Annotated in this window: 16 protein-coding genes; 11 read left to right on the top strand and 5 right to left on the bottom strand. The window is 60.6% G+C overall.

All coding sequences use genetic code 11. The features are described 5' to 3' along the window. Window positions 1-151 precede the first annotated feature (151 nt). Together ileS and BQ4436_RS09370 are read left to right on the top strand one after the other, a co-directional pair. Entirely contained in the window at window positions 152-3,340 is a 3,189-nt protein-coding gene (gene ileS, locus BQ4436_RS09365; RefSeq protein WP_070976571.1) for an isoleucine--tRNA ligase, read from the top strand. A 6-nt stretch (window positions 3,341-3,346) separates the two neighbouring features. Beyond that, a complete protein-coding gene (locus tag BQ4436_RS09370; RefSeq protein WP_070976574.1) occupies window positions 3,347-4,732 on the top strand; it encodes a DNA polymerase IV in 1,386 nt (461 codons plus the stop codon). On the opposite strand, the gene BQ4436_RS09375 is transcribed toward BQ4436_RS09370, so the two are convergent. Continuing rightward, window positions 4,721-5,632 (bottom strand): asparaginase, encoded by a 912-nt coding sequence (locus BQ4436_RS09375; RefSeq protein ID WP_070976576.1) that lies wholly within the window; start codon window positions 5,630-5,632, stop codon window positions 4,721-4,723. The two genes, BQ4436_RS09370 and BQ4436_RS09375, sit on opposite strands and share 12 nt — an antisense overlap. A 130-nt stretch (window positions 5,633-5,762) precedes the next feature. On the opposite strand from BQ4436_RS09375, the gene BQ4436_RS09380 reads away from it, so the two are divergent. Then, window positions 5,763-6,353 carry a WKL family lipoprotein gene (locus BQ4436_RS09380; RefSeq protein WP_070478799.1) on the top strand — a complete coding sequence of 197 codons (591 nt, stop codon included), beginning with the start codon at window positions 5,763-5,765 and terminating at the stop codon, window positions 6,351-6,353. Window positions 6,354-6,360: 7 nt separating this feature from the next. Here BQ4436_RS09380 and BQ4436_RS09385 read toward each other — a convergent pair whose 3' ends face one another. Both BQ4436_RS09385 and BQ4436_RS09390 read right to left on the bottom strand, forming a co-directional pair. Continuing rightward, window positions 6,361-8,058 carry an ABC-F family ATP-binding cassette domain-containing protein gene (locus tag BQ4436_RS09385; protein ID WP_070976578.1) on the bottom strand — a complete coding sequence of 566 codons (1,698 nt, stop codon included), beginning with the start codon at window positions 8,056-8,058 and terminating at the stop codon, window positions 6,361-6,363. A 34-nt stretch (window positions 8,059-8,092) separates the two neighbouring features. Next, on the bottom strand, window positions 8,093-9,025 hold the full coding sequence (locus BQ4436_RS09390) for a DUF6263 family protein (RefSeq protein WP_070976580.1): 933 nt from the start codon (window positions 9,023-9,025) through the stop codon (window positions 8,093-8,095). Between the two features lie 72 nt (window positions 9,026-9,097). Between BQ4436_RS09390 and lspA the strand changes: the two genes are divergently transcribed. The 8 genes from lspA (at window position 9,098) to BQ4436_RS09430 (ending at window position 19,925) form a co-directional block, all read left to right on the top strand. Continuing rightward, entirely contained in the window at window positions 9,098-9,610 is a 513-nt protein-coding gene (gene lspA, locus BQ4436_RS09395) for a signal peptidase II (RefSeq protein WP_070362228.1), read from the top strand. A gap of 44 nt (window positions 9,611-9,654) precedes the next feature. Beyond that, the gene (locus tag BQ4436_RS09400) at window positions 9,655-10,545 is read left to right on the top strand and encodes an RluA family pseudouridine synthase (protein WP_070976582.1); all 891 of its coding nucleotides are present in this window, start codon (window positions 9,655-9,657) and stop codon (window positions 10,543-10,545) included. Further along, entirely contained in the window at window positions 10,538-11,074 is a 537-nt protein-coding gene (locus BQ4436_RS09405) for a hypothetical protein (RefSeq protein WP_070976583.1), read from the top strand. Before BQ4436_RS09400 ends, BQ4436_RS09405 begins: the two co-directional genes overlap by 8 nt. Window positions 11,075-11,150: 76 nt before the next feature. After that, window positions 11,151-12,818: an efflux RND transporter periplasmic adaptor subunit gene (locus BQ4436_RS09410; RefSeq protein ID WP_070478806.1), complete on the top strand. Its 1,668-nt coding sequence runs from the start codon at window positions 11,151-11,153 to the stop codon at window positions 12,816-12,818. Between the two features lie 186 nt (window positions 12,819-13,004). Further along, window positions 13,005-13,718, top strand: coding sequence for an ABC transporter ATP-binding protein (locus tag BQ4436_RS09415; protein WP_070478973.1), 714 nt, complete (start codon window positions 13,005-13,007; stop codon window positions 13,716-13,718). Further along, the gene (locus BQ4436_RS09420) at window positions 13,715-14,995 is read left to right on the top strand and encodes an ABC transporter permease (RefSeq protein ID WP_070362232.1); all 1,281 of its coding nucleotides are present in this window, start codon (window positions 13,715-13,717) and stop codon (window positions 14,993-14,995) included. The genes BQ4436_RS09415 and BQ4436_RS09420 overlap by 4 nt, the downstream gene beginning before the upstream one ends. 56 nt (window positions 14,996-15,051) lie before the next feature. After that, window positions 15,052-18,615, top strand: a complete 3,564-nt coding sequence (gene dnaE, locus BQ4436_RS09425) for a DNA polymerase III subunit alpha (protein WP_070976593.1) — start codon at window positions 15,052-15,054, stop codon at window positions 18,613-18,615. A gap of 101 nt (window positions 18,616-18,716) precedes the next feature. Further along, window positions 18,717-19,925: a cobalamin-independent methionine synthase II family protein gene (locus BQ4436_RS09430; protein ID WP_070478808.1), complete on the top strand. Its 1,209-nt coding sequence runs from the start codon at window positions 18,717-18,719 to the stop codon at window positions 19,923-19,925. Between the two features lie 80 nt (window positions 19,926-20,005). Here the strand turns inward: BQ4436_RS09430 and BQ4436_RS12060 are convergent, their stop codons facing one another. Beyond that, a complete protein-coding gene (locus BQ4436_RS12060) occupies window positions 20,006-20,380 on the bottom strand; it encodes a hypothetical protein (protein ID WP_070362235.1) in 375 nt (124 codons plus the stop codon). Window positions 20,381-20,416: 36 nt separating this feature from the next. Then, window positions 20,417-20,875, bottom strand: a complete 459-nt coding sequence (locus BQ4436_RS09440) for a hypothetical protein (protein WP_070478810.1) — start codon at window positions 20,873-20,875, stop codon at window positions 20,417-20,419. Between the last annotated feature and the right edge of the window lie 112 nt (window positions 20,876-20,987).

Below are 20,987 nucleotides of genomic sequence, written 5' to 3' on the forward strand. Positions count from 1 at the left end.
GAACCGGACGTAATTAGGAAGCGTTATTTCTTTCACCGCAAATGAAGCGGAAGTTCGTCTCACGGCGGACTTCAAACAGGGTGGTACCGCGTGGCGTTGTTCGCTGCGTCCCTGTGACAAGGTAAGCATTGTGCGTGAAGGAGAGACGGAGATGAGCAAGGTCGGAAGTGTCTACCCGAAGGTAGATCTGACCGGGGGAAGTACCGCGTTTCCAAAAATGGAGGAGCAGGTACTGAAGTATTGGAACGAGGATGATACGTTCCAGGCATCGCTGAAGCAGCGCGAAGACTGCGAAGAATATGTGTTTAACGACGGCCCTCCGTTCGCCAACGGTTTGCCGCACTACGGCCACTTGCTGACGGGCTACGTCAAGGACATCGTGCCACGCTACCGCACGATGGCTGGTTACTACGTTCCGCGCGTGTTTGGTTGGGACTGCCACGGCCTTCCCGCGGAGCTCGAGGCTGAGAAGCAGCTCGGCATCAAGGATAAGGCCGAGATCGAAAACATGGGTCTGGCACAGTTCAACGAGTACTGCGCCAAGTCCGTGATGCACTACGCCGATGAGTGGAAAGAGTATGTGACTCGCCAGGCTCGTTGGGTGGACTTCGATAACGGCTACAAGACGATGGAACTGCCGTACATGGAGTCCGTCATGTGGGCGTTTAAGACCCTGTATGACAAGGGGCTGATTTACCAGGGCTTCCGCGTGTTGCCGTACTCGTGGGCGGAGCATACGCCGCTGTCGAACCAGGAGACGCGTCTGGATGATTCTTACCGCAATCGGCAGGATCCGACCGTAACCGTAACGATGCCGTTTACGGGTGGGCGTGAAGGATTTGCTGCTGCGGAGACCTGGAAGCAGCACCCTGAGCTGCACGACGCAGCTGCGATCGCCTGGACCACTACGCCGTGGACGCTGCCGTCGAATTTGGCGCTTGCGGTCCATCCGGACGTTGAGTATTCGCTGGTCCGTGTTGGTGCGGACGGTGAAGAGGTGGTCGTCGGCAAGAAGCTGCTGCTGGCGACGGAGCTCATCGGCGCGTACGCGAAGGAGCTCGGCGAGGAGCGCGAGGTCGTTGCTACGTTCAAGGGCTCCGAGCTCGAGGGCTTGGAGTACGAGCCGGTCTTCGACTACTTCCGTGACCAAGAAAAGGCGTTCATGGTGTTGAACGCGGACTACGTCACCACCGAGGACGGCACGGGCGTTGTTCACCAGGCGCCTGCGTTCGGTGAAGACGATATGTACACCTGCCAGGAGTACGGCATCGATTTGGTGATTCCGGTTGATGCTGATGGTAAGTTCACCTCGCTGGTGCCGGAGTACGCAGGCAAGCTGGTTTTTGATGCGAACCGTGACATCATCCGTGACCTTCGTGCGAAGCAGCGCGTGGTCCGTGACCAGACGATTGAACACTCCTACCCGCACTCCTGGCGTTCGGGCGAGCCGCTGATCTACATGGCGCTTCCGGCGTGGTTTGTGAAGGTCACTGAGTTCCGCGACCGCATGGTGGAGCTGAACCAGGAGATCGACTGGATCCCATCGCACATTCGCGACGGCCAGTTCGGTAAGTGGTTGGAAGGCGCGCGTGACTGGAACATTTCGCGTACCCGCTACTGGGGCTCACCGGTGCCGGCGTGGGTGTCGGATAACCCGGAGTACCCGCGTGTGGACGTCTATGGGTCGCTCGAAGAGCTGGAGAAGGACTTCGGCGTTCGCCCGAAGTCGCTGCACCGCCCAGACATTGATGAGCTGGTCCGCCCGAACCCGGACGATCCGACCGGGAAGTCGATGATGCGTCGCGTGCCGGACGTGTTGGACTGCTGGTTTGATTCTGGTTCGATGCCGTTTGCGCAGTACCACTACCCGTTTGAGAATGTTGAGGAGCACGATGCTCGTCAGCCTGCGGACTTCATCGTGGAGTACTCGGGCCAGTCGCGTGGTTGGTTCTACGTGCAGCATGTCTTGGCGACGGCACTCTTCGACCGCCCGGCGTACAAGAAGGTCGTTGCGCACGGCATCGTGCTGGGCAATGACGGTCTGAAGATGTCGAAGTCGAAGGGCAACTACCCGAACGTCAACGAGGTCTTCGACCGTGATGGTTCCGACGCGATGCGTTGGTTCCTCATGTCTTCGCCAATTCTTCGTGGCGGCAACCTCATCGTGACGGAGCAGGGCATCCGCGAGGGCGTGCGCCACGCGTTGCTGCCGATCTGGAACGCGTACACCTTCCTGCAGTTGTACTCCTCCGAGGAGGCGAAGTTTAGCGTCGATTCGCAGGATGTGCTGGACCGCTACATCTTGGCGAAGACGCATGACCTCGTGGCTGCGGTGAAGGAAGCGCTCGACGACACTCGCATCGCGGACGCCTGTGACGAGGTCCGTCGCTTCGCTGACTCGCTGACGAACTGGTACGTGCGCCGGTCACGCGACCGTTTCTGGGCGGGTCAGGAGGAGCATCCTGAGGCGTTTGACACGCTGTACACGGTCCTGGAGATCCTGACCCGTGTGACGGCGCCACTGCTGCCGTACATCAGTGAGGTCATCTGGCGTGGCCTGACCGGCGGTCGCTCGGTGCACTTGGCGGACTTCCCGTCCGCGGATGCAATCCCGGCGGACCCTGCACTGGTCAGCGCGATGGATGCAACGCGCGCGGTGTGCTCCGCTGCTTCGTCGGTGCGTAAGTCGAAGAAGCTGCGCAACCGCTTGCCGCTGCCGAAGCTCACGGTGGCGCTGGCGGGCTCGGACCAGCTGCAGGACTTCGCGTCCGTGATCAAGGATGAGGTCAACGTGAAGGAAGTCGTGTTGACTGATGACGTCGACTCCGTTGGTTCCTTCGAGGTTGTGGTGAACGCGAAGGTCGCTGGTCCAACGCTGGGCCGTGACGTACAGCGCGCTATCAAGAACGTCAAGGCTGGCAACTACGTCCGTGAAGGCGAAAACGTTGTTGTCGACGGCGACATCGTGCTCACCCCGGAGCTCTACACCGAGCGCCTGGTGGCTGAGGACCCGACGAGCACCGCTCGAGTTGACGCTACCGATGACGTCGTTGGCCTGGTCGTGCTTGATACGGAGCTGACCGAGGAACTCGAGGCCGAGGGCTGGGCAGCAGACGTGATTCGTGGTCTGCAGGATGCTCGTAAGCAGGAAGGCTACGAGGTCTCTGACCGCATCTCGGTACAGCTGTGCGTACCTTCCGACAAGGTCGAGTGGGCGCAGCGCCACGCTGAGCACATCGCGCATGAGACGCTCGCGACGTCCTTCGAGATCGTCGAGACGCTCAACGGCGAGGCGCACACGATTCACGAAGGTGTGAGCGCAGCGATTGCTAAGCAGTAATTTGCGATGAAACGTTGGGTCCTGCACATCGACATGGATGCGTTCTACGCATCCTGTGAGCAGCTCACACGCCCAACGTTACGTGGACGCCCCGTCCTCGTTGCTGGTGTCAACGGGCGGGGCGTTGTCGCGGGCGCAAGCTATGAAGCCCGCAAGTATGGGGCGCGTTCCGCAATGCCGACCCACCAAGCTGCGAAGCTGGTGGGTCCGCGAGCGGTGCTCGTTGCCCCGCGGCGCCCGGTGTACAAGGTGGCGTCGCAACGCGTGTTTGAAATCATTGAGCGCAGGGTCAGCGTCGTGGAGCAGCTCTCTATCGACGAGGCGTTCATGGAGCCCGAGGAGCTCGCGGGAGCGAATCCGGAGACCGTGCTTGAGTGGGCCAACGAGCTACGTGGAGACATTAAGGATGAGACAGGCTTGCCAAGCTCGATTGGTGCGGGCAGTGGTAAGCAATACGCGAAGATCGGCTCGGGCCTGGCAAAACCCGACGGGGTGTACATTTTGCCTCACGAACAGCAGGAAGCGCTGCTGCACCCTCTGAACGTCAACGAGTTGTGGGGCGTTGGGCCTGTCACGGAGGCGAAGCTTGCGCAGGCCGGGATTGAAACGATCGGGGACTTCGCGGCGCTGAGCGAGAAGGAAGTCGATATCGCGCTCGGAGGGGTCGTCGCGAAGCAGTTGTGGCAGCTGGCGCGGGGGCACGATGATCGTCCGGTGGCGCCGAGGGCCGTGGCGAAGCAGATTTCTTCCGAGCACACTTTTCCCCAGGACCTGACCACTGCGGCCGAGGTTGACGCCGCGGTCGAGCGCGCCGCCGAGGAGTCGCACAGGCGCTTGCTGAAAGATGGGCGCGGTGCGAGGACTGTGACGGTGAAGCTAAGGATGGCGGACTTCCGCATTGAGTCGCGTTCTGCGACGCTGCCTTACGCCACTGACGATGCGGAGACACTGCGCGCGACGGCGTTTCGCATCGTGCGCTACCCGGACGAGGTCGGCCCGATCCGGCTCGTAGGCGTGTCCTACTCAGGACTCGAAGATGCGCTGCAGGACGTGCTGTTTCCGGAGCTAGACCAGGAAATCATCCGGCCTGTACCCGCTGACAGTGATTACGAATCCGGGGTCAGCGACCACGTGGCCAGCAGCGATGTTGCAGTCGAGCTATACGACGGGCCTACCAACGGCGTGTGGCGCGCCACCCAGGACATTTACCACGAGGACTTCGGCCACGGCTGGGTCCAAGGCGCGGGCAAAGGCTGGGTGAGCGTGCGTTTTGAAACGAGGGCCACGGGACCTGGGAAGATGCACACATTGCGTATCGACGACCCCAAGCTCCAGCCAGCGGACCCGGTGGATTCCCTTGCGTGGCAGGACTGGCTCGACTCAGAACACTGACGCCGGATCCACGCCGTTGGCCAGCGCGGTCGCGAGCGCGATGCGCGCCTGACCAGCGCGTAGGAACCCCGCGGCGATCGCCCCTTGGGAGCCGAGGGTAGCGCCACCACCGGTGCCGCCGTAGGCGAAGGTGACCTCGCCGTAGGGTACGGAACTGGTGATTACGACGGGGATACCCGAATCGAGTGCGCGGGTGATTGCCTCACCCATGCCGGGGCCAACATTGCCGGATCCGAGCGCCTCGATCACGATGCCATCCGGGTTCATACTGGTGACGGCATCCACGATCTCGCCGTCCGCGCCGGGCCATGCGCGCAGGATGGGAATGTGAATGGCTGCCAACGGCTTGCAGGCAAGTGCTGCGGGGCGGGGAAGTGGGCGTTCGCTGCTCAAGGTGAACGCTTCGAGGGCGTGTGTGTCGCGCTTCAACAGCCCGCGGGCGGGCAGGGTGGCGCCGCCGAAGTGGAGGAGTACGCCGTTGTTGCGTCGAAGCGGATCTGCGGCGGCGGCAATTGCGCCCGCGAGGTTCCCGGGGCCGTCGGGGTGTTCGTGGTCGGCGGCGTGCTGGGCACCGGTAAGCACAATAGGGCGGGGGTCGTCGTGCACGATGTCGAGTGCGAATGCGGTCTCCGCCATGGAGTCGGTGCCGTGGCTAATTACGATGCCACTGATCTGCGGGTCTTGCAGTGCTTGTGCAGTGAGGGAGCGAAGCTTGTCGATGTCAGCGAAGGTGATCGCGGACGAGTCGAGACGCAGCGCGTCATACACGCGGACGGGCTCGGTGGTGCCACTGGAGTGGACGAGGTCTTCAGCGCTAAGGCTTGGAACGAGTGCGCCTTCAGAGTTTGCGGTGCATGCGATGGTGCCACCGGTGGCGATGAGCAGTACGAAAGATTCCATAACTCACAGCGTGCCAGAGTGGCGTATTGGTGCCAAGGTAAAAACGCCGGTAACGTTGGCAAGGTTAGAGCGGTGTCGGATCGCTAACTGTGACCGTGAGCCGCTGAAGACAATGCTTCAAGGAGAAATCGTGAAAGCAGCACCGATCGTAGCTGTCGCCGCCGCGCTGGGCCTCGGGCTCAGCGTGAGCGCATGCTCTGGCGACAACAGCCAGGATGATCCCGCGACCACGGCAACGCAGGCCACCAGCGAGTCTGTCGCGCCCGCCGCGCAGCAGCCAACCGCTGAAGAACTCAACGCAGTGCTCATGCGCGCAACCGATGCAAGCCTGCCGATTGAGGAGCGCGTGAACACGGTCCAGGGCGGAGAGAACGTCCCTGAACTGTTCGACGTGATGGCGCAGTCCCAGGAGGAGTCCGGCGCGAACTTCCAGGTCGTACCGCCTGTGCTTCCTGGCTACACCCCGGATACCGTTCTGGCAACGGTCAGCTTCACCCGTCCCGACTCCCAGCCGCAGCTCGCGGAGGACGTGGAATTCGTCTTCGAAGACGGCGTGTGGAAGCTTTCTCAGGTCTGGGCATGCACCCTGATCAACAACACCCTGCCGCCTGAGCAGGTGCCAGAGATGTGCAAGAGCTCCGCTCCGCAGCCGGCAGCCCCGGCTGAAGAGCAGCCAGGTGAGCAGCCTGCGGAAGGCTACCAGCAGGCACCGAACCTCTAAGCAGACACTACTGCTTATCCGCGCGCCAGAGCTCCTCAGTCCACAACGTGGCGAGAGTCAGAGTTCTGGCGCGTGCGTCTTTCTTGGCCTGGCGCTCGTGCCACTGGCGGCGTACCCAACGGTCATGGCTGGTGATGATGACGGTGCCCTCGAATGCGAGCAAGGCGTGCTCCAGCTCTTCGGCCAGTGCGAGCGAGAGGTGGTTTGTCGGCTCGTCGAGCAGCAGCAGGTCAGGCGGGCACGCCAGGATGATGCCGAGTGAGACGCGGCGACGCTGGCCGAGCGAGAGGTCGTCGAGCTTCTTCGCCGCCTGCTCCTCGGTCATCAGGCCCATTTCTACGAGGTCTGGCACACCCTCTGGGGTGAGCTCCGCGAACACTTCGGCCGCGGTTTTGTCGAGGTCCGTCCACGAGTCGTCCTGCTCGAGGCGTGCGACGGTCATCTCTTCCGGCATGATGATCTCGCCCTCGTAGTCGCGCAGCTGGCCGTCGATAATTTTCAGCAGCGTGGACTTGCCGGAGCCATTTGGGCCTTCAACGAGGAGCTGCTGGCCGGGCTGCACTTTGATACTCAGTGGGGCGAGGCGGTCAGGAACGGAGAGGTTCTGGGTGACCAGCGCCGGGAGTCCAAGCGAGGTCGCGGTATGCGGCGGAAGGCCGCGGAAGCGCAGGCGAGCCGGCGGCTCCGGAATCTCCGTTCGCTCCAGCGCTTCGAGGCGTTGCGACGCCGAGCGCCTGCGGTTGCCCACCGTCTTCGCCGCGCGGTCCGCCTGGTACTTTGCCGCCATTCGGATGTCAGAAGAAGCTTCTTGGGAGTGGAAGATGTCCTCGCCGGTTTGCTCAGCGGCCTTCTCAAGCCTGGCGCGCTCGTGCTCTTGCGCTGCGTAGTCGCTTTCCCAGCGGCGGCGTCGGTCCTCGCGGGCCTTGAGGTAGTCGCTGAACGCGCCACGGTAGCGGGTGCCCTGGCGGGTCTCCTCGCCGAAGCCGCCCTCGGCGCCCAAGCCAGGGTCGAGGTCGACGATGCCGTCGCAGGCGGTGTCGAGGAAGTAGCGGTCGTGCGATGCGGCGAGTACAGGCCCCTTGAATGCCTCGAGCTCGCCGATGAGGAAGTCGACGGCTTCGTCGTCGAGGTGGTTGGTCGGCTCGTCGAGCACCATAGCGTCCACCGGGTGTAGCAGCAGCGTGGCCAGTGCAAACCGTCGGCGTTGCCCGCCAGACATCTCGCCCAGTGGGGTGGCCAGGTCGACGTTCGCAAGGCCGAGGCCAGCCAACACGGTAGCGATGCGGGCATCTAACTCCCACACGCCGGAGTTTTCCGCGCGGGACAACGCCCGGTCGTACGCGTCGGCCGCCTCCTGGTCGTCTGGGTTGTCGACCATGCGCTGCGCAAAGGTTGAGATGTCTTCCTCGACAGCGCGAAGCTCTTTGACGGCTTCGTCGATAAGTGATTGGGCGGGCTCGCTGAACGGCAGCGAGGTTTCCTGCGGGATGAAGCCCGTGATCGGGGGCGTGATAAGCACCCCTGCGTCGGGTTTCAGCTCTCCGGAGATGATGCCGAGCAGCGTCGATTTGCCGGCGCCGTTCTCTCCGATGAGCCCGGTGACAGACCCGGATGGCACCGCGAAAGAAATGTCGGTGAGGACGCGGTGTCCGCCTGGGTACGAAAACGAAATGCCGTCAAGGCCAATATGCAGTGGGGCAGTCATGGGATGTTCCTCGTCATCAAATGTGGGCCGTCTCTTATACGTTATAGTCCACAACGCTCGTGGTGTCTTGGGCCACACGGGTATCGGCTTCGTCACTGCCGTAGACAAGCCGCGTAGCGGTAAGCACAGAACCGCCCACCGGAAGTGGCGAATGCAGGTCCACCGTCAGCGAGCCCTCCGAGTGCGAAGTGTTGCTCACCACGTGCAGCGTCGTGCCGTCCAAGGCGCCAGCGACCTCGTTATCAATAGTGATGGATCGCTTGAGCGGGCGTTCCTGGACATCTACTTTCAGCTCGAGTGTTGCGTCCTGTGTGGATTCCAGCGTGTACGTGGTGGTCCGTAGCATGTCCGAGGCACCAAGTCCTCGCTGCTCAACTTTCCACGAGCCGCCTACGCCGACTGGCTCATCCGGGAAGACAACTTGCCACGACATCAATTCGAGCAAGTTCTGCTCGGCGATGGCCCGGCCTTCCTCATCGGAATCCGCCGTAGGCATCAGTTGCACCGCCGATACTGTGCCGCTAGGGTCGCTGTGCCAGCGCATCTGGAAGCCCTCGTTTGACGTCAAGCTGTTCTGCATCGCTAAATCCGAGTGCTCTAACCCTTCTGCGACAAGGTCTACCTGGCGCACAGCACCCTCGCTGTTGCTTTCTGAAGTGTGCGTCGAAACAGTCAGCGTGACTGTGTAGCGCTCGTGCTCGCGCGCGATGACCGGCTCCGAGCCCTCCTCGCCGGGGTACTGCGCAATCGCGTGCGACAGCGCGACCCGCTGCGGCGCCGTAGTTTCGCTGTCTGCTGATGCGCCGTCCTCGTACTTCCACACCTGCGGGTTTTGTCCTTGTGAAAGTACCTGCACGACTGGTGACTCAACGGCGAACTCGGGAATGTCAGCGAATGGATCCGGCTCCTCGGCGCTGCATGCAGTGAGCGCAAAAACCGCGGCGGTGATGGTCAGAGGGCCGAACAATGAACTTTTGGGATGAGCGGAGTACAACACAACTTCACAAGCTACAGCATTTGCATACTACAGTTATCTGCGATGGGTAATTCAAAGGAATCACGTGTGCGCGACGGAGCGTCAGCGAAGCGTCGCTCGCTCGGTGTCGTCGTCGGCGTTATGCTCGCTGTTGCTGCTGTGGATCAAGTAGTCAAGCAAATCATGGTGACATCCTTGACACCCGGTGAGCCCGTGCCAGTGATCGGTGATTGGGCTCGACTGTATTTATTGTTTAACCCTGGCGCGGCCTTTTCGATGGGACAGAACTCGACGTGGCTGTTCACGACGATCCAGCTTGCGTTCGTTATCGGTGCGTTGATCTATGCCCCACGCCTTGCTGGCAGGTGGGAGACACTTGGGGTGGCGTTGATCGCGGGAGGGGCGCTTGGTAACCTCATCGATAGGCTCGTGCGCGAGCCGGGCTTTTGGTTCGGCCATGTCGTTGACTACATCTCCATCGGTTCGTTTGCAGTGTTCAACCTTGCCGACGCCGCCATCACCATCGGGGTGGCCGTCGTCGTCATCTCGATGTTTGCAAAGGAGGCGCGGTCGTGACTACGGGGTTTCGCGCGCTTCCGGTGCCTGAGGGGCTGTCGGGGATGCGCGTTGACGCAGCAATTGCAAAGCTCTTTGGGGTCTCGCGCAGTGTTGCGGCAGAGATGATCGCCGACGGCAGCGTACTTATCGACGCCTCCCCAGTACAGAAATCCGATCGTGTTACTGCGGGCGCCCTGCTGGAGGCCACGCTGCCACCGCCGAAGCGCGCGCCGGAGCCTGTGGCCGAGCACGTCGACGGACTCGACGTGATTTACCACGACGCGGACGTCATCGCTGTGGACAAGCCGGTAGGCGTTGCCGCCCACCCAACACTGGGTTGGGAGGGGCCAACCGTGGTCGGTGGGTTGCAGGCGATGGGTTTTACACTGCCAGATGCTGGCCCCCCGGAGCGCAAGGGGATTGTGCAGCGATTGGACGTCGGCACGTCCGGAGTGATGGTTGTCGCAAATAGTGTGCGTGGCTATTCGGTGCTGAAGCGTGCGTTCAAGGACCGAACGGTGCACAAGACGTACCACGCGGTGGTACAGGGGCTGCCTGACCCGATTGTCGGCACGATTGACGCGCCGATCGGGCGCCATCCGTCGGCGGGGTGGAAGTTTGCTGTCACGGCGGATGGGCGCCAGAGTATTACGCACTACGAGGTGCTCGAGGCGTTTCGCCAGGCAAGCCTGCTTGAGGTCCATCTGGAAACAGGGCGCACACACCAGATTCGTGTCCACATGTCTTCGGTAGGGCACCCGTGCGTCGGCGACCCAATGTACGGGTGTGACCCGAACCTTGCTGCCAAGCTTGCGCTCAACCGCCAGTGGCTGCACGCCACCAGCTTGACGTTCGACCACCCAAGTACCGGAAAGCCAATGACGGTGAAATCTTCCTACCCGGACGACTTGCAGCACGCCTTGGACATGTTGCGATCGGCGAACCGTGGCTAACCAGGCAAAGGGGTGGCGGGCTGTAATCACGGCATTGCTCGCCGGTGCTGTGCTTTACGGATGCTGCTACCTTGTTGGCGTCAATAATCCGCCGGAGCAACCTGTGCTGCAAGGGGACGCTCTGGGGGCAGAACAAGACGAGACTGCGCCGGAGTACGCGGCGCGCGCGGAGCAAAGCCTCGAAGAGGCAGCGCAGGAAGGTGAACAGGCTCACTTCGCGCTTGTATCGTTCGGCCATCCTTTGAATCCAGAAGAAGCAGACGCAGTACTGCGCCCAGTTGGGCGCGTGAACGCCGTGATCACCGAGTTAGGCGCGAATCCAGTCGGAGAGCCTGCGCCCGGAGCGTCGCGCGCCGAGATACTCCGAGGAGTCTCTGCACACATTGAAGGCGCAGTCGTCTACGACGCTGTTGCGCATTTGGCTGATGTGAACGATGTGAACGATGTGTTTGCTGTGGAAGTTTTACCAGCTGACGCGGTATGGGGCGCGTTCGCAATCCGGCCCGTAAGTTTCGTAGACGCACAGTGAAGGCGTGTATAGTTTTCCGGGATTGCACCTATACGCGCATCCAAAAGGTGCGCGGAAAACAACACGAGGAGAGACATTGGTTTCCGACCCTGGAATCAACGCCCGAAGCCCGCAGCGTCAGCGATTTTCGAAGACACGAATTGTGGGTGTCACGCTGGCTACAACCGCAGCGTTATTTGCGGCCTCGTGTGGCGCTATTGGCGGTGGTGATGACGGTGGGCACGATGGTTTGCTCGCCGGAGATTACACGATCGCTGCAGAGGAAAACCTCACCAATAGCATCGTGGTCAATGGCAACATTGCGCCGATTCGCTCAGTGAGCATCACGACCGCGCTGCAGTCCGAGGTCGAACGGCTCGCAGTGCAGCCAGGCGACCGCGTCGCGAAAGATCAGTTCTTGGTGCAGATGAACACCGACGCGCTGCAGCGCCAACTTGCCAAGCAGGAAAAACAGCAGGCGAGTGCCCAGGCAGAAGCGATGCAGGGCGTCGAGCAGGCCAAGAGTCAGCTCAACGCGTACGACCAGGCGATGGCAAACGGCTCCAACCCGGCTGTGGCTCAGGCGCAGGCCCAGGTGGATCAGGCGCAGGCAGCGCTTGATGCTGCGCTTGCCGCGCAGGGTGGCGCACGGATGATCGCTTCGCCGAAGATCGCAGCCCACGTTCAGAAGATGGCCGGCGATTTGTCCTCCCGTCTGCCAGGCGGTTCCGGCCACGGCATCCGCACGGCACCTCCTGCAGCCCCGGCCGCGCCGGGTGCAGTCCCGGGTGGTGGTCAGGGTGCTGTCCCAATGCTGAGCGTGGAGCAGGCTCGAGCTGCCCTCCAGGAATCGCAAGCCGCACTGGAGGCCGCCAAGGCTCAGGCCGGGCAGGAGCGCCAGCAGTTGCAAGCACAAGTTGACTCCGCATGGCGTGCCGCAGAGAACGCCTCTGCCGCTGACGACGACGGCACGCTGCAGCTCCAAGTGCAGGAAGCAACGATTAACGCTCCAATGGCTGGCGTAGTCACAAACGTTGACGTGCAGGTAGGCGATATCCCGCAGGGTCGCGTCCTTGGCATCGCAGATGACTCCCGACTGTTGATCCGCGCTAACGTGCGCGAGGCGGACGTCCCGGCGATCAAGCAGGACAACCGCGTTGAGTTCACCTCGACTGCGACGGGTAAGAAGAAGTTCACTGGGCGCGTCACGCGAGTTTCCCCGGTCGGTTCCACAGGCGCGAGTGCTGGTAGTGGGGCAGAGGCTGCAGCCGCAATGTCCGCAGGTGGCAGCGGCGGAGGCTCCTCGGTGATGTTCCCCGTTGAGATCGAAGTCACCGGTGACAAGGAAGGCCTGCTGCTCGGTGGCAGTGTGCGTGCTGAAATTATCACTGAAGAGGCGAAGAACTCCATCAACATTCCTCGCGACGCCGTCTACGACGAGAACAAGATTTTGGTGCTCGCAACGGAGAATCCCGGCGACACCAGCGGCGTCGTAGAAGAGCGCACTGTCAAGACCGGTGCGAAGAATGACGTTGACGTCGCTGTCACGGGGGGCGAGCTCAAGCCAGGCGACATCGTGATCAACTGGCCTGAGAACTTCAAGGACAAGGTTGGCTCCACGGTGAAGGTCAACGACGAAAACTTTGATCCTGAGCAGGTAAAGAACGCAAAGGACAAGAAGCCGACAGGCAGTGCCGCTGCAACCACTCCGGCGACGTCTTCTGCAGCGCCGAAGTCTTCCGCGCCAGCGGAAAAGGAGGGGTAGGCGATGGCACGGAATCCCTTCCGAAAGCACTCCCGACAACGCGTACAGGACGATGCCACCGACGCAGAGTTCGACGAGTTGTTTGAGGCCGCCGAGCCTTCGACGGAGGAGCTCGAAGTACCAACGCTGACAGAGCCAGTTGCGCAACCTCAACCAGCACTGCACACACCTGCAGGGCAAGAGGCGATGTCGAAGAGCGGTCTGCTCATTGACATGCGCAGGATCGTCAAGACGTACAACGTCGGAGAGCCCAGCGAGCTGACCGTGCTGCATGGCATCGACTTCCATGCAGAGCAGGGCGAATTTGTCTCTATCGTCGGCCCGTCGGGTTGCGGCAAGTCGACGCTGATGAACCTGGTTGGCATGCTCGACCGGCCGACAGACGGCGCGTACGCGTTCAACGGCGAGCCGGTGTACGCCAAGTCGGACAACGAGCTGGCCGCGTATCGTAGCCAGAACATCGGCTTTATCTTCCAGAACTTTAACCTGATCGGTCGAATCGACGCGTTGCAAAATGTGGCGATGCCAATGATGTATGCGGGCGTCGATAAGAAAGAGCGCGAGGAGCGCGCCGCTGAACTTTTGAACATGATGGGCATGGGCGACCGCTTGCACCATAACCCGAACGAACTGTCGGGTGGGCAGAAGCAGCGCGTGGCAATTGCTCGCAGCCTTGCGAACGACCCTGACCTGCTGCTCGCGGATGAGCCTACCGGTGCCCTGGACTCCAAGACGGGCCGCATGGTGATGGACCTCTTCCACGAGCTGCACGACGACCTTGGTAAAGCCATCGTCTTCATCACGCACAACCCTGAGTTGGCAGAAGAAACTGGCCGCATTGTAGAGATGATGGACGGGCGCATCGCGCAGGTTCGCGCCCCACTGGGGGCGAGGCCATGAACGTAGGAGAGTCAATCAAGCTTGCCTCCTCGTCGCTTCGCAAGAATAAGCTTCGCTCGTTGCTGACGCTGCTGGGCATCATTATCGGCATTATGGCAGTGGTCATTATTATGACGCTCGGCCGTGGTCTGGAGCGCCAGGTGATGTCGGGGCTTGAAGGCGTCGGCACTACGACGCACCCGGTGATGGTGCATGAGCGTCCCGATGACGCGGATGCATCCGAGGATCCCTTCGCGGCGTTTTCTTACGCGCCACCATCCGATGAGCGCAACGCAGTCACTCCCGAGCAGCTCGATGAGCTGCGTCAGGCATTTGGGGACCGTATCCAGGGCGTGGACATCGATGTTTCCACGAGTGGGGAAGTGGTCTCCGATGACACAACTGTGTCCACGAACGTCAAGCCGGTCCTTGCAGACTCGATGAAGGTGCGAAACATCGAAGTGCAGTTCGGCCGCGAGATTTCCCAGGATGACATCGATGGGCACCGGCCGCTCGCAGTCGTGAGCCCCTCGCTTATCGACGCCCTCTTCGACGGCAACGCCCAAGCCAGTTTGGGCAAGCGCATCGATGTGGTTGTAGACGACCAGCCGGCAGTGTTCACTATCGTGGGCGTGCTCGATGGCGAGGAAGATTCCCGAGGCGGCGGAATGTTTGGTGCCGCAGAACAGTTTGCGGACATCTATATCCCGCTCACCGCTGCAGATCGCGTTGGGCTTGACAGCGACTGGTTCACGTCATTTTCGGTGCAATCGGCGCCGGATGAAGACGCGAAGACCTTCCAGGCCGACCTGCAACACTACATGGACCGTTGGTACGCCAATAACGAGGATTACACCATTGAGGTGGTGGATCTTTCCTCGAGCTTGGAAGAGCTGACGAGCGTATTCCGCATCATGTCGACGGTGCTCTCCGCTATTGGCGGAATCTCTTTGCTGGTCGGTGGCATTGGCGTGATGAACATCATGCTGATCACCGTCACTGAGCGCACACGGGAAATCGGTGTGCGCAAGGCGCTGGGTGCCAAGCAAAGCGATATTCGTACGCAGTTCATCGTCGAAGCGATGCTGGTGTGCCTGATTGGCGGCATCATCGGTGTAATTCTGGGCGGGGCGATTGGCATGATCGCGACGGCCGCGTTCGATGCCTTTACTTGGCCGCCGCTCGGCGCAATTGTGTTGGCGCTCGGGTTTTCGCTGGCAACCGGTATCTTCTTCGGTGCCTATCCGGCTGCGAAGGCTGCAAAGATGCAGCCTATTGATGCTTTGCGTTACGAATAAGTTCGCTGGTTGCTGGCTCTTTTGGCCGTGTCCGAAGTCTGGATAAGATGAAGCGCATGGCCAAAAAATCTTCCTTCGTCCACCTGCATAACCACACCGAGTTTTCGATGCTCGACGGCATGGCGAAAGTTGACATGCTTGCGGAGGAGGTTGTGCGCCAGGGAATGCCCGCGGTGGGCATGACTGACCACGGTAATATGTTCGGCTCGAACGCGTTTTACCGCCAGATGGTGGACGCGGGGGTGAAGCCGATCATTGGCATCGAGGCCTACTTGGCGCCGGAGTCGCGCCTGAATAAGAAGCGCGTGCTGTGGGGCACCCCTGACCAGAAGCGCGACGATGTGTCCGCCTCCGGTGCGTATCTGCACCAGACGATGCTGGCAGAAAACGCGACCGGCCTGCGCAATCTGTTCAAGCTCTCGTCGCTGGCTTCGTACGAGGGGCAGCTTGGTAAGTGGCCGCGCATGGATGCGGAGCTCGTCGCCGAACATGCCGACGGCATCATCGGCACCACGGGGTGTCCGTCGGGTGATGTGCAAACCCGTTTGCGGCTTGGCCAGTACCGTGAGGCCCTTGAGGCCGCGGCGATGTGGCAGGACATCTACGGCCGTGATAACTACTTCCTCGAGCTCATGGACCACGGTCTGGATATTGAGCAGCGCGTACGTAATGACTTGCTGCGCATCGGCAAGGAGCTCGATCTTCCGCCACTGGTGACGAACGACTGTCACTACGTCCTGGAGTCCCAGGCGCCGGCGCACGAGGCCATGTTGTGTGTGCAGACCGGCAAGACGCTGATGGACCCGGACCGCTTTAAGTTCGACGGCACCGGCTACTACATCAAGTCAGCTGAGCAGATGCGCGACCTGTGGGACTCTACGGTGCCTGACGCCTGCGATAACACCCTGTGGATTGCGGAGCGTGTCGGTGACTACAGCGAGCTGTGGGAGGAACATCCGCACGACCGGATGCCGGTGGCTGACGTGCCGGAAGGGGAGACCCCAACAACGTGGCTGCGCAAGGAAGTGATGCGTGGTTTGCAGGCGCTCTTCGAGGGCCGGGAGGTGCCGGAGGAGTACATCGAGCGCGCGAACTACGAGATCGACGTCATCGATATGAAGGGCTACCCGTCCTACTTCCTCATCGTTGCCGAGCTGATCAAGCATGCGCGTGAGGTTGGCATTCGCGTCGGGCCGGGCCGTGGCTCCGCGGCGGGTGCGCTTGTGGCGTACGCGCTGACCATCACGAACATTGACCCGATGGAGCATGGCCTGCTCTTCGAGAGGTTCTTGAACCCGGAGAGGCCGTCGGCACCTGATATTGATATCGACTTCGACGACCGCCGCCGCGGGGAAATGATCACGTACGCTGCAGAGCGCTGGGGCGAGGACAAGATCGCACAGGTGATTACCTTCGGCACGATTAAGACGAAGCAGGCTATTAAGGACTCGGCCAAGGTGAACTTCGGCCAGCCCGGCTTCCAGATGGCGGACCGTATTAACGCGGCGCTGCCTCCTGCGATCATGGCGAAGGACATTCCGCTGGCAGGTATTACGGATCCGGAACACCCGCGTTATAACGAGGCAACCGAGGTGCGCTCCATGATTGAGACTGACCCGGATGTAGCCCGCATCTACGAGACTGCGCGTGGCCTTGAAGGTACTGTGCGCCAGGCAGGCGTGCACGCTTGTGCCGTGATTATGGCGTCGGTACCTTTGATGGACCACATCCCGATGTGGAAGCGGCCTGCCGACGGTGCGATCATTACTGGTTGGGACTACCCAGCGTGTGAGGCCATCGGCTTGCTGAAGATGGACTTCCTTGGCCTGCGAAACCTCACCGTGCTTGGCGACGCACTGGAAAACGTGAAGAAGAACCGCGGCGAGACCATCGACCTTGAGTCGTTGAGTACTGATGACCCGAAGGTATACGAGTTGCTCTCTCGCGGCGATACGCTTGGCGTGTTCCAGCTGGACTCGGGTGGCATGCAAGAGCTGCTCAAGCGCATGGGACCGACTGGTTTTAAGGACATCGTCGCTTCGCTCGCGCTGTATCGCCCAGGCCCGATGGGCATGAACGCCCACTGGGACTACGCGGACCGCAAGAATGGCCGCAAGCCGATTACGGCCATCCACCCGGAACTTGAGGAGCCACTGAAGGACATCCTGGACGAAACCTACGGTTTGATCGTGTACCAGGAGCAGATCATGGAGATCTCCCGAAAGGTTGCGAACTACACCGCTGGTGAGGCAGACGGCTTCCGTAAGGCCATGGGTAAGAAGAAGCCAGAGGTGCTGGCGCAGCAGTACGAGAAGTTCTGGTCGGGGATGCAGGACAACGGCTATTCCAAGAGCGCGATGGACGCACTGTGGCAGATTATTGAGCCGTTCGCCTCGTACGCGTTTAACAAGTCTCACGCTGCAGGTTACGCGCTAGTGTCCTACTGGACGGCGTACATGAAGGCGAACTACACCGCTGAGTACATGGCAGCGTTGTTGACCTCGGTGGGCGATAAGAAGGACAAGTCGGCGATCTACCTTTCCGACTGCCGCCACCTTGGCATTTCCGTGCTCCAGCCAGATATTAATGCTTCCGAAGAGAACTTTATGGCTGTTGGCGAGGACGTTCGATACGGCCTCGCGGCGGTGCGTAATGTCGGCGTCGAAGTTGTTGAGTCGATTAAGGAGACACGCCGGACGAAGGGCGAGTTCACGAGCTTCTCTGACTACCTCGACAAGATTGACCTACTGCCATGTAATAAGCGAATTACTGAATCTCTAATTAAGGCCGGTGCGTTCGACTCGCTTGGTCACCCGCGTAAGGGGTTGATGCTCATCCAGGAGGATGCCGTCGATTCTGTGCTTACCACGAAGAAGGCTGCTGACAAGGGGCAGTTCGACCTGTTCGCCTCCTTCGGAGGTGACGACGCTGTTGCTGCTGACAACGCGTTTGCGCTGCAGATCCCGGATGAGGAGTGGGACAAGAAACACAAACTTGCTCTCGAGCGTGAGATGCTGGGCTTGTATGTCTCGGGCCACCCGCTTGACGGCTTCGAGGAAGCAATTGACGCACAGACCGATACTCAGTTAACGACGATCCTCTCCGGCGAATTGCGAAACGGCGCCGAGGTAACGATTGGCGGTCTGATCTCTTCGGTCGATCGGCGTTTCTCGAAGAAGGACGGTTCCCCTTGGGCGATCGTCACGATTGAGGATCACCACGGCGCCTCCGTTGACGTGTTGCTGTTTAACAAGGTGTATTCGCTGGTTGCGCCACAAATTGTGGAAGACAATATCATCCTTGTGAAGGCGCACGTCTCGATCCGTGACGAACGCATGAGCCTGTTCGGCGACGACGTCAAAACGCCGGAGCTCGGGCCTGGCAACGGTGCTGGGCTGCCACTGCGTCTCACGCTTCGCACCGAGCAGTGCACTGTGGATAATATCCAGCGTTTGAAGGGCGTGCTGCAGAACAACCCGGGCGACTCGGATGTGTACCTGAACCTTGTACATGGCGACGAGACGCAAATGATGGTGTTAGGCGACCATCTGCGGGTGGAGCGTTCGGCGAGCTTAATGGGCGATCTGAAGGCGACGATGGGGGTTGGGATCCTCGGCTAGTGGAGGGGAGTGAATATATTCCCCGGTGTGAAAATCAGCTTGGCTACACTCTGTCGTTGGAATCAATACCAGCTAAGAGGCGAATGAGTGGAGCATAATATATGTCCGAGCACAAGATTTTGACAACACATGTTGGGTCCCTGCCGCGCACCCCTGAGCTGCTCGAAGCGAACCAACTTCGTTCGGAGCAGCAAATCAACGACGAGGACTTTAAGGAGATCCTTGAGCGCGCGATCGACGACGTGGTGCAGCGCCAGGTTGATCTGGGCATCGACATCATCAACGAGGGTGAGTACGGTCACATCACCTCTGGCGCGGTCGACTACGGTGCTTGGTGGAACTACTCTTTCTCTCGTCTTGGTGGACTGACCATGACCGACGAGGACCGCTGGGCCTCGCAGGAGATCAAGCGTTCCACGCCTGGAAACATTGAGTTGACCAGCTTCGCTGATCGCCGAGACCGCGCACTCTTTTCCGAGGCGTACTCCGACCCGCACTCCGGCATTTTCACTGGCCGTGCGAAGGTTGGTAACCCGAAGTTCACGGGTCCGATTACCTACATTGGCCAGCAGGAAGTTGAGACGGACGTCGCACTGCTGAAGCGCTCCATGGATCGCGCCGGTGCCACGCAGGGGTTTGTCGCAGCACTTTCGCCAGGCTCCGCCGCCCGTCTGAAGAATGAGTATTACAACACCGACGAAGAAGTCGTACAGGCGTGTGCTGCTGCGATGGCACACGAGTACAAGGCAATTACCGACGCCGGTTTGACCGTGCAGCTCGACGCACCTGACCTTGCGGAATCCTGGGATCAGATTAATCCCGAGCCGACCCTGGAAGACTACCGTGCGTGGCTGCGTATTCGTATCGACGCCATCAATGAGTCCATCCGCGACTTGCCGAAGGAACTGACTCGCCTGCACATTTGCTGGGGTTCGTGGCACGGCCCGCACGTTACCGACGTACCGTTCGGTGACATTATCGAGGAGATCCTGCGGGCAGAGGTTGGCGGCTTTTCCTTCGAGGGGGCATCGCCGCGTCACGCGCATGAGTGGCGCGTTTGGCAGGACCACGCGTTGCCAGAGGGCAGCGTTATTTACCCGGGTGTCATTTCGCACAGCACGAACGCTGTCGAGCACCCACAGTTGGTTGCGGATAGGATCGTTCAGTTCGCCGAGGTCGTCGGCCCAGAAAACGTTATCGCTTCGGCAGACTGTGGCTTGGGTGGGCGCCTGAACCACCAGATCGCCTGGGCGAAGCTGGAATCACTGGTGAAGGGCGCGGAGATTGCATCACGTCAGCTCTTCGGCTAATCGGAAGTAGCAGAAGCGCTAAGGCCGGTGCCCACCTCGGAAAGAGATGGGCACCGGCCTTAGCGCTACTTGCTACGCAGCTACTTAAGCATGGACTTCAGTTTGTCCTGCGCTCCAGGGATAGCCTTGATCGCCGCGGTGATCATCTGAATCAGCCCGACGAAGAGTGCGATGCCAGCCGAGATATAGCTGAAAATCTCGCGAGTTTCATCGGTCATGATGCCTTTGTTGATCGCTTCGGAGCTTGGGCCTTCAGCTTTTCGTGGCTCCGTGGTCTTTGGTACTGGCGAAGCGGTAACCGTCACGGTCACAGCAGGTGCTGTTTCTGTGGCAGTAACACGTGATTGCGTGGTCGGCGTGTCTTGCTTCTCTTGTGCCATCAGTGGGCTTGCCGTGAGGCAAGCACCACCGAGGGCGGTAGTAATGGCAAGAGCGACCAGTGAGCGTGTATTCACGTTCAACTCCCTGTTTGTCTGAAGTAGTGGTGAAGCTTAGAACACCTTCGGCACGTGGACGTGTCCGAGGCCCAGGTGGAACTGAGCATTTGCCATGTCGATGAGCTTGTTGAGGCCGGTCGGGTCGGACAGGACGATCAAGCCGGTGGTCAGGACCGCAGCGAGGATGCCTGCGAAAGCGCCGAGGGCGTGTCCCTTAGAGCTGCCCGACGTCTTCGTGTTGTTGTTGGTGTCAGGATTCGTGTTGTTGTCGCCTGGTTTCTCGGTCTCGCCTGACTTTTCGGTCTCGCCTGGCTTCTCCTCGTCCTTCTTGTCGGACTCCTTGCCGGTGTCAGGGGTTTCCTGGGTGTTCTGATCCTTGGTGTCACCAGGGGTCTGCTCGGCGGTTGGAGCCGTGGTGTCCTTCGCTGGGGCGTTCTCCTCTGCGAACGCAGGGGCGACGGTCAACGAGATTGCGGTTGCGGCGGCAACGGCAACGGTGGAAATGCGCTTCATGAAATCTCCTGAAGTTGTTTGAAAGGATAGGAATTCGAGGCGAAACCACAGCAATGTCAATGAAATGCTACGGTTTCCACGAATTGTTGCTAGAAAATCTAGCAGACAAGCG

Origin of the sequence: Corynebacterium sp. MC3 (assembly GCF_900099485.1) — a bacterium.
Classification (GTDB): Bacteria; Actinomycetota; Actinomycetes; order Mycobacteriales; family Mycobacteriaceae; genus Corynebacterium; species Corynebacterium pseudogenitalium.

Bases quoted from the DNA above. Each gene is read 5' to 3' on its own strand.
- BQ4436_RS09420 (WP_070362232.1), top strand. From the start codon at position 13,715: ATGAACGTAGGAGAGTCAATCAAGCTTGCCTCCTCGTCGCTTCGCAAG.
- BQ4436_RS09440 (WP_070478810.1), bottom strand. From the start codon at position 20,875: ATGAAGCGCATTTCCACCGTTGCCGTTGCCGCCGCAACCGCAATCTCG.
- ileS (WP_070976571.1), top strand. From the start codon at position 152: ATGAGCAAGGTCGGAAGTGTCTACCCGAAGGTAGATCTGACCGGGGGA.
- dnaE (WP_070976593.1), top strand. From the start codon at position 15,052: ATGGCCAAAAAATCTTCCTTCGTCCACCTGCATAACCACACCGAGTTT.
- BQ4436_RS09400 (WP_070976582.1), top strand. From the start codon at position 9,655: ATGCGCGTTGACGCAGCAATTGCAAAGCTCTTTGGGGTCTCGCGCAGT.
- BQ4436_RS09370 (WP_070976574.1), top strand. From the start codon at position 3,347: ATGAAACGTTGGGTCCTGCACATCGACATGGATGCGTTCTACGCATCC.
- BQ4436_RS09385 (WP_070976578.1), bottom strand. From the start codon at position 8,058: ATGACTGCCCCACTGCATATTGGCCTTGACGGCATTTCGTTTTCGTAC.
- BQ4436_RS09430 (WP_070478808.1), top strand. From the start codon at position 18,717: ATGTCCGAGCACAAGATTTTGACAACACATGTTGGGTCCCTGCCGCGC.
- BQ4436_RS09375 (WP_070976576.1), bottom strand. From the start codon at position 5,632: ATGGAATCTTTCGTACTGCTCATCGCCACCGGTGGCACCATCGCATGC.
- lspA (WP_070362228.1), top strand. From the start codon at position 9,098: ATGGGTAATTCAAAGGAATCACGTGTGCGCGACGGAGCGTCAGCGAAG.
- BQ4436_RS09415 (WP_070478973.1), top strand. From the start codon at position 13,005: ATGTCGAAGAGCGGTCTGCTCATTGACATGCGCAGGATCGTCAAGACG.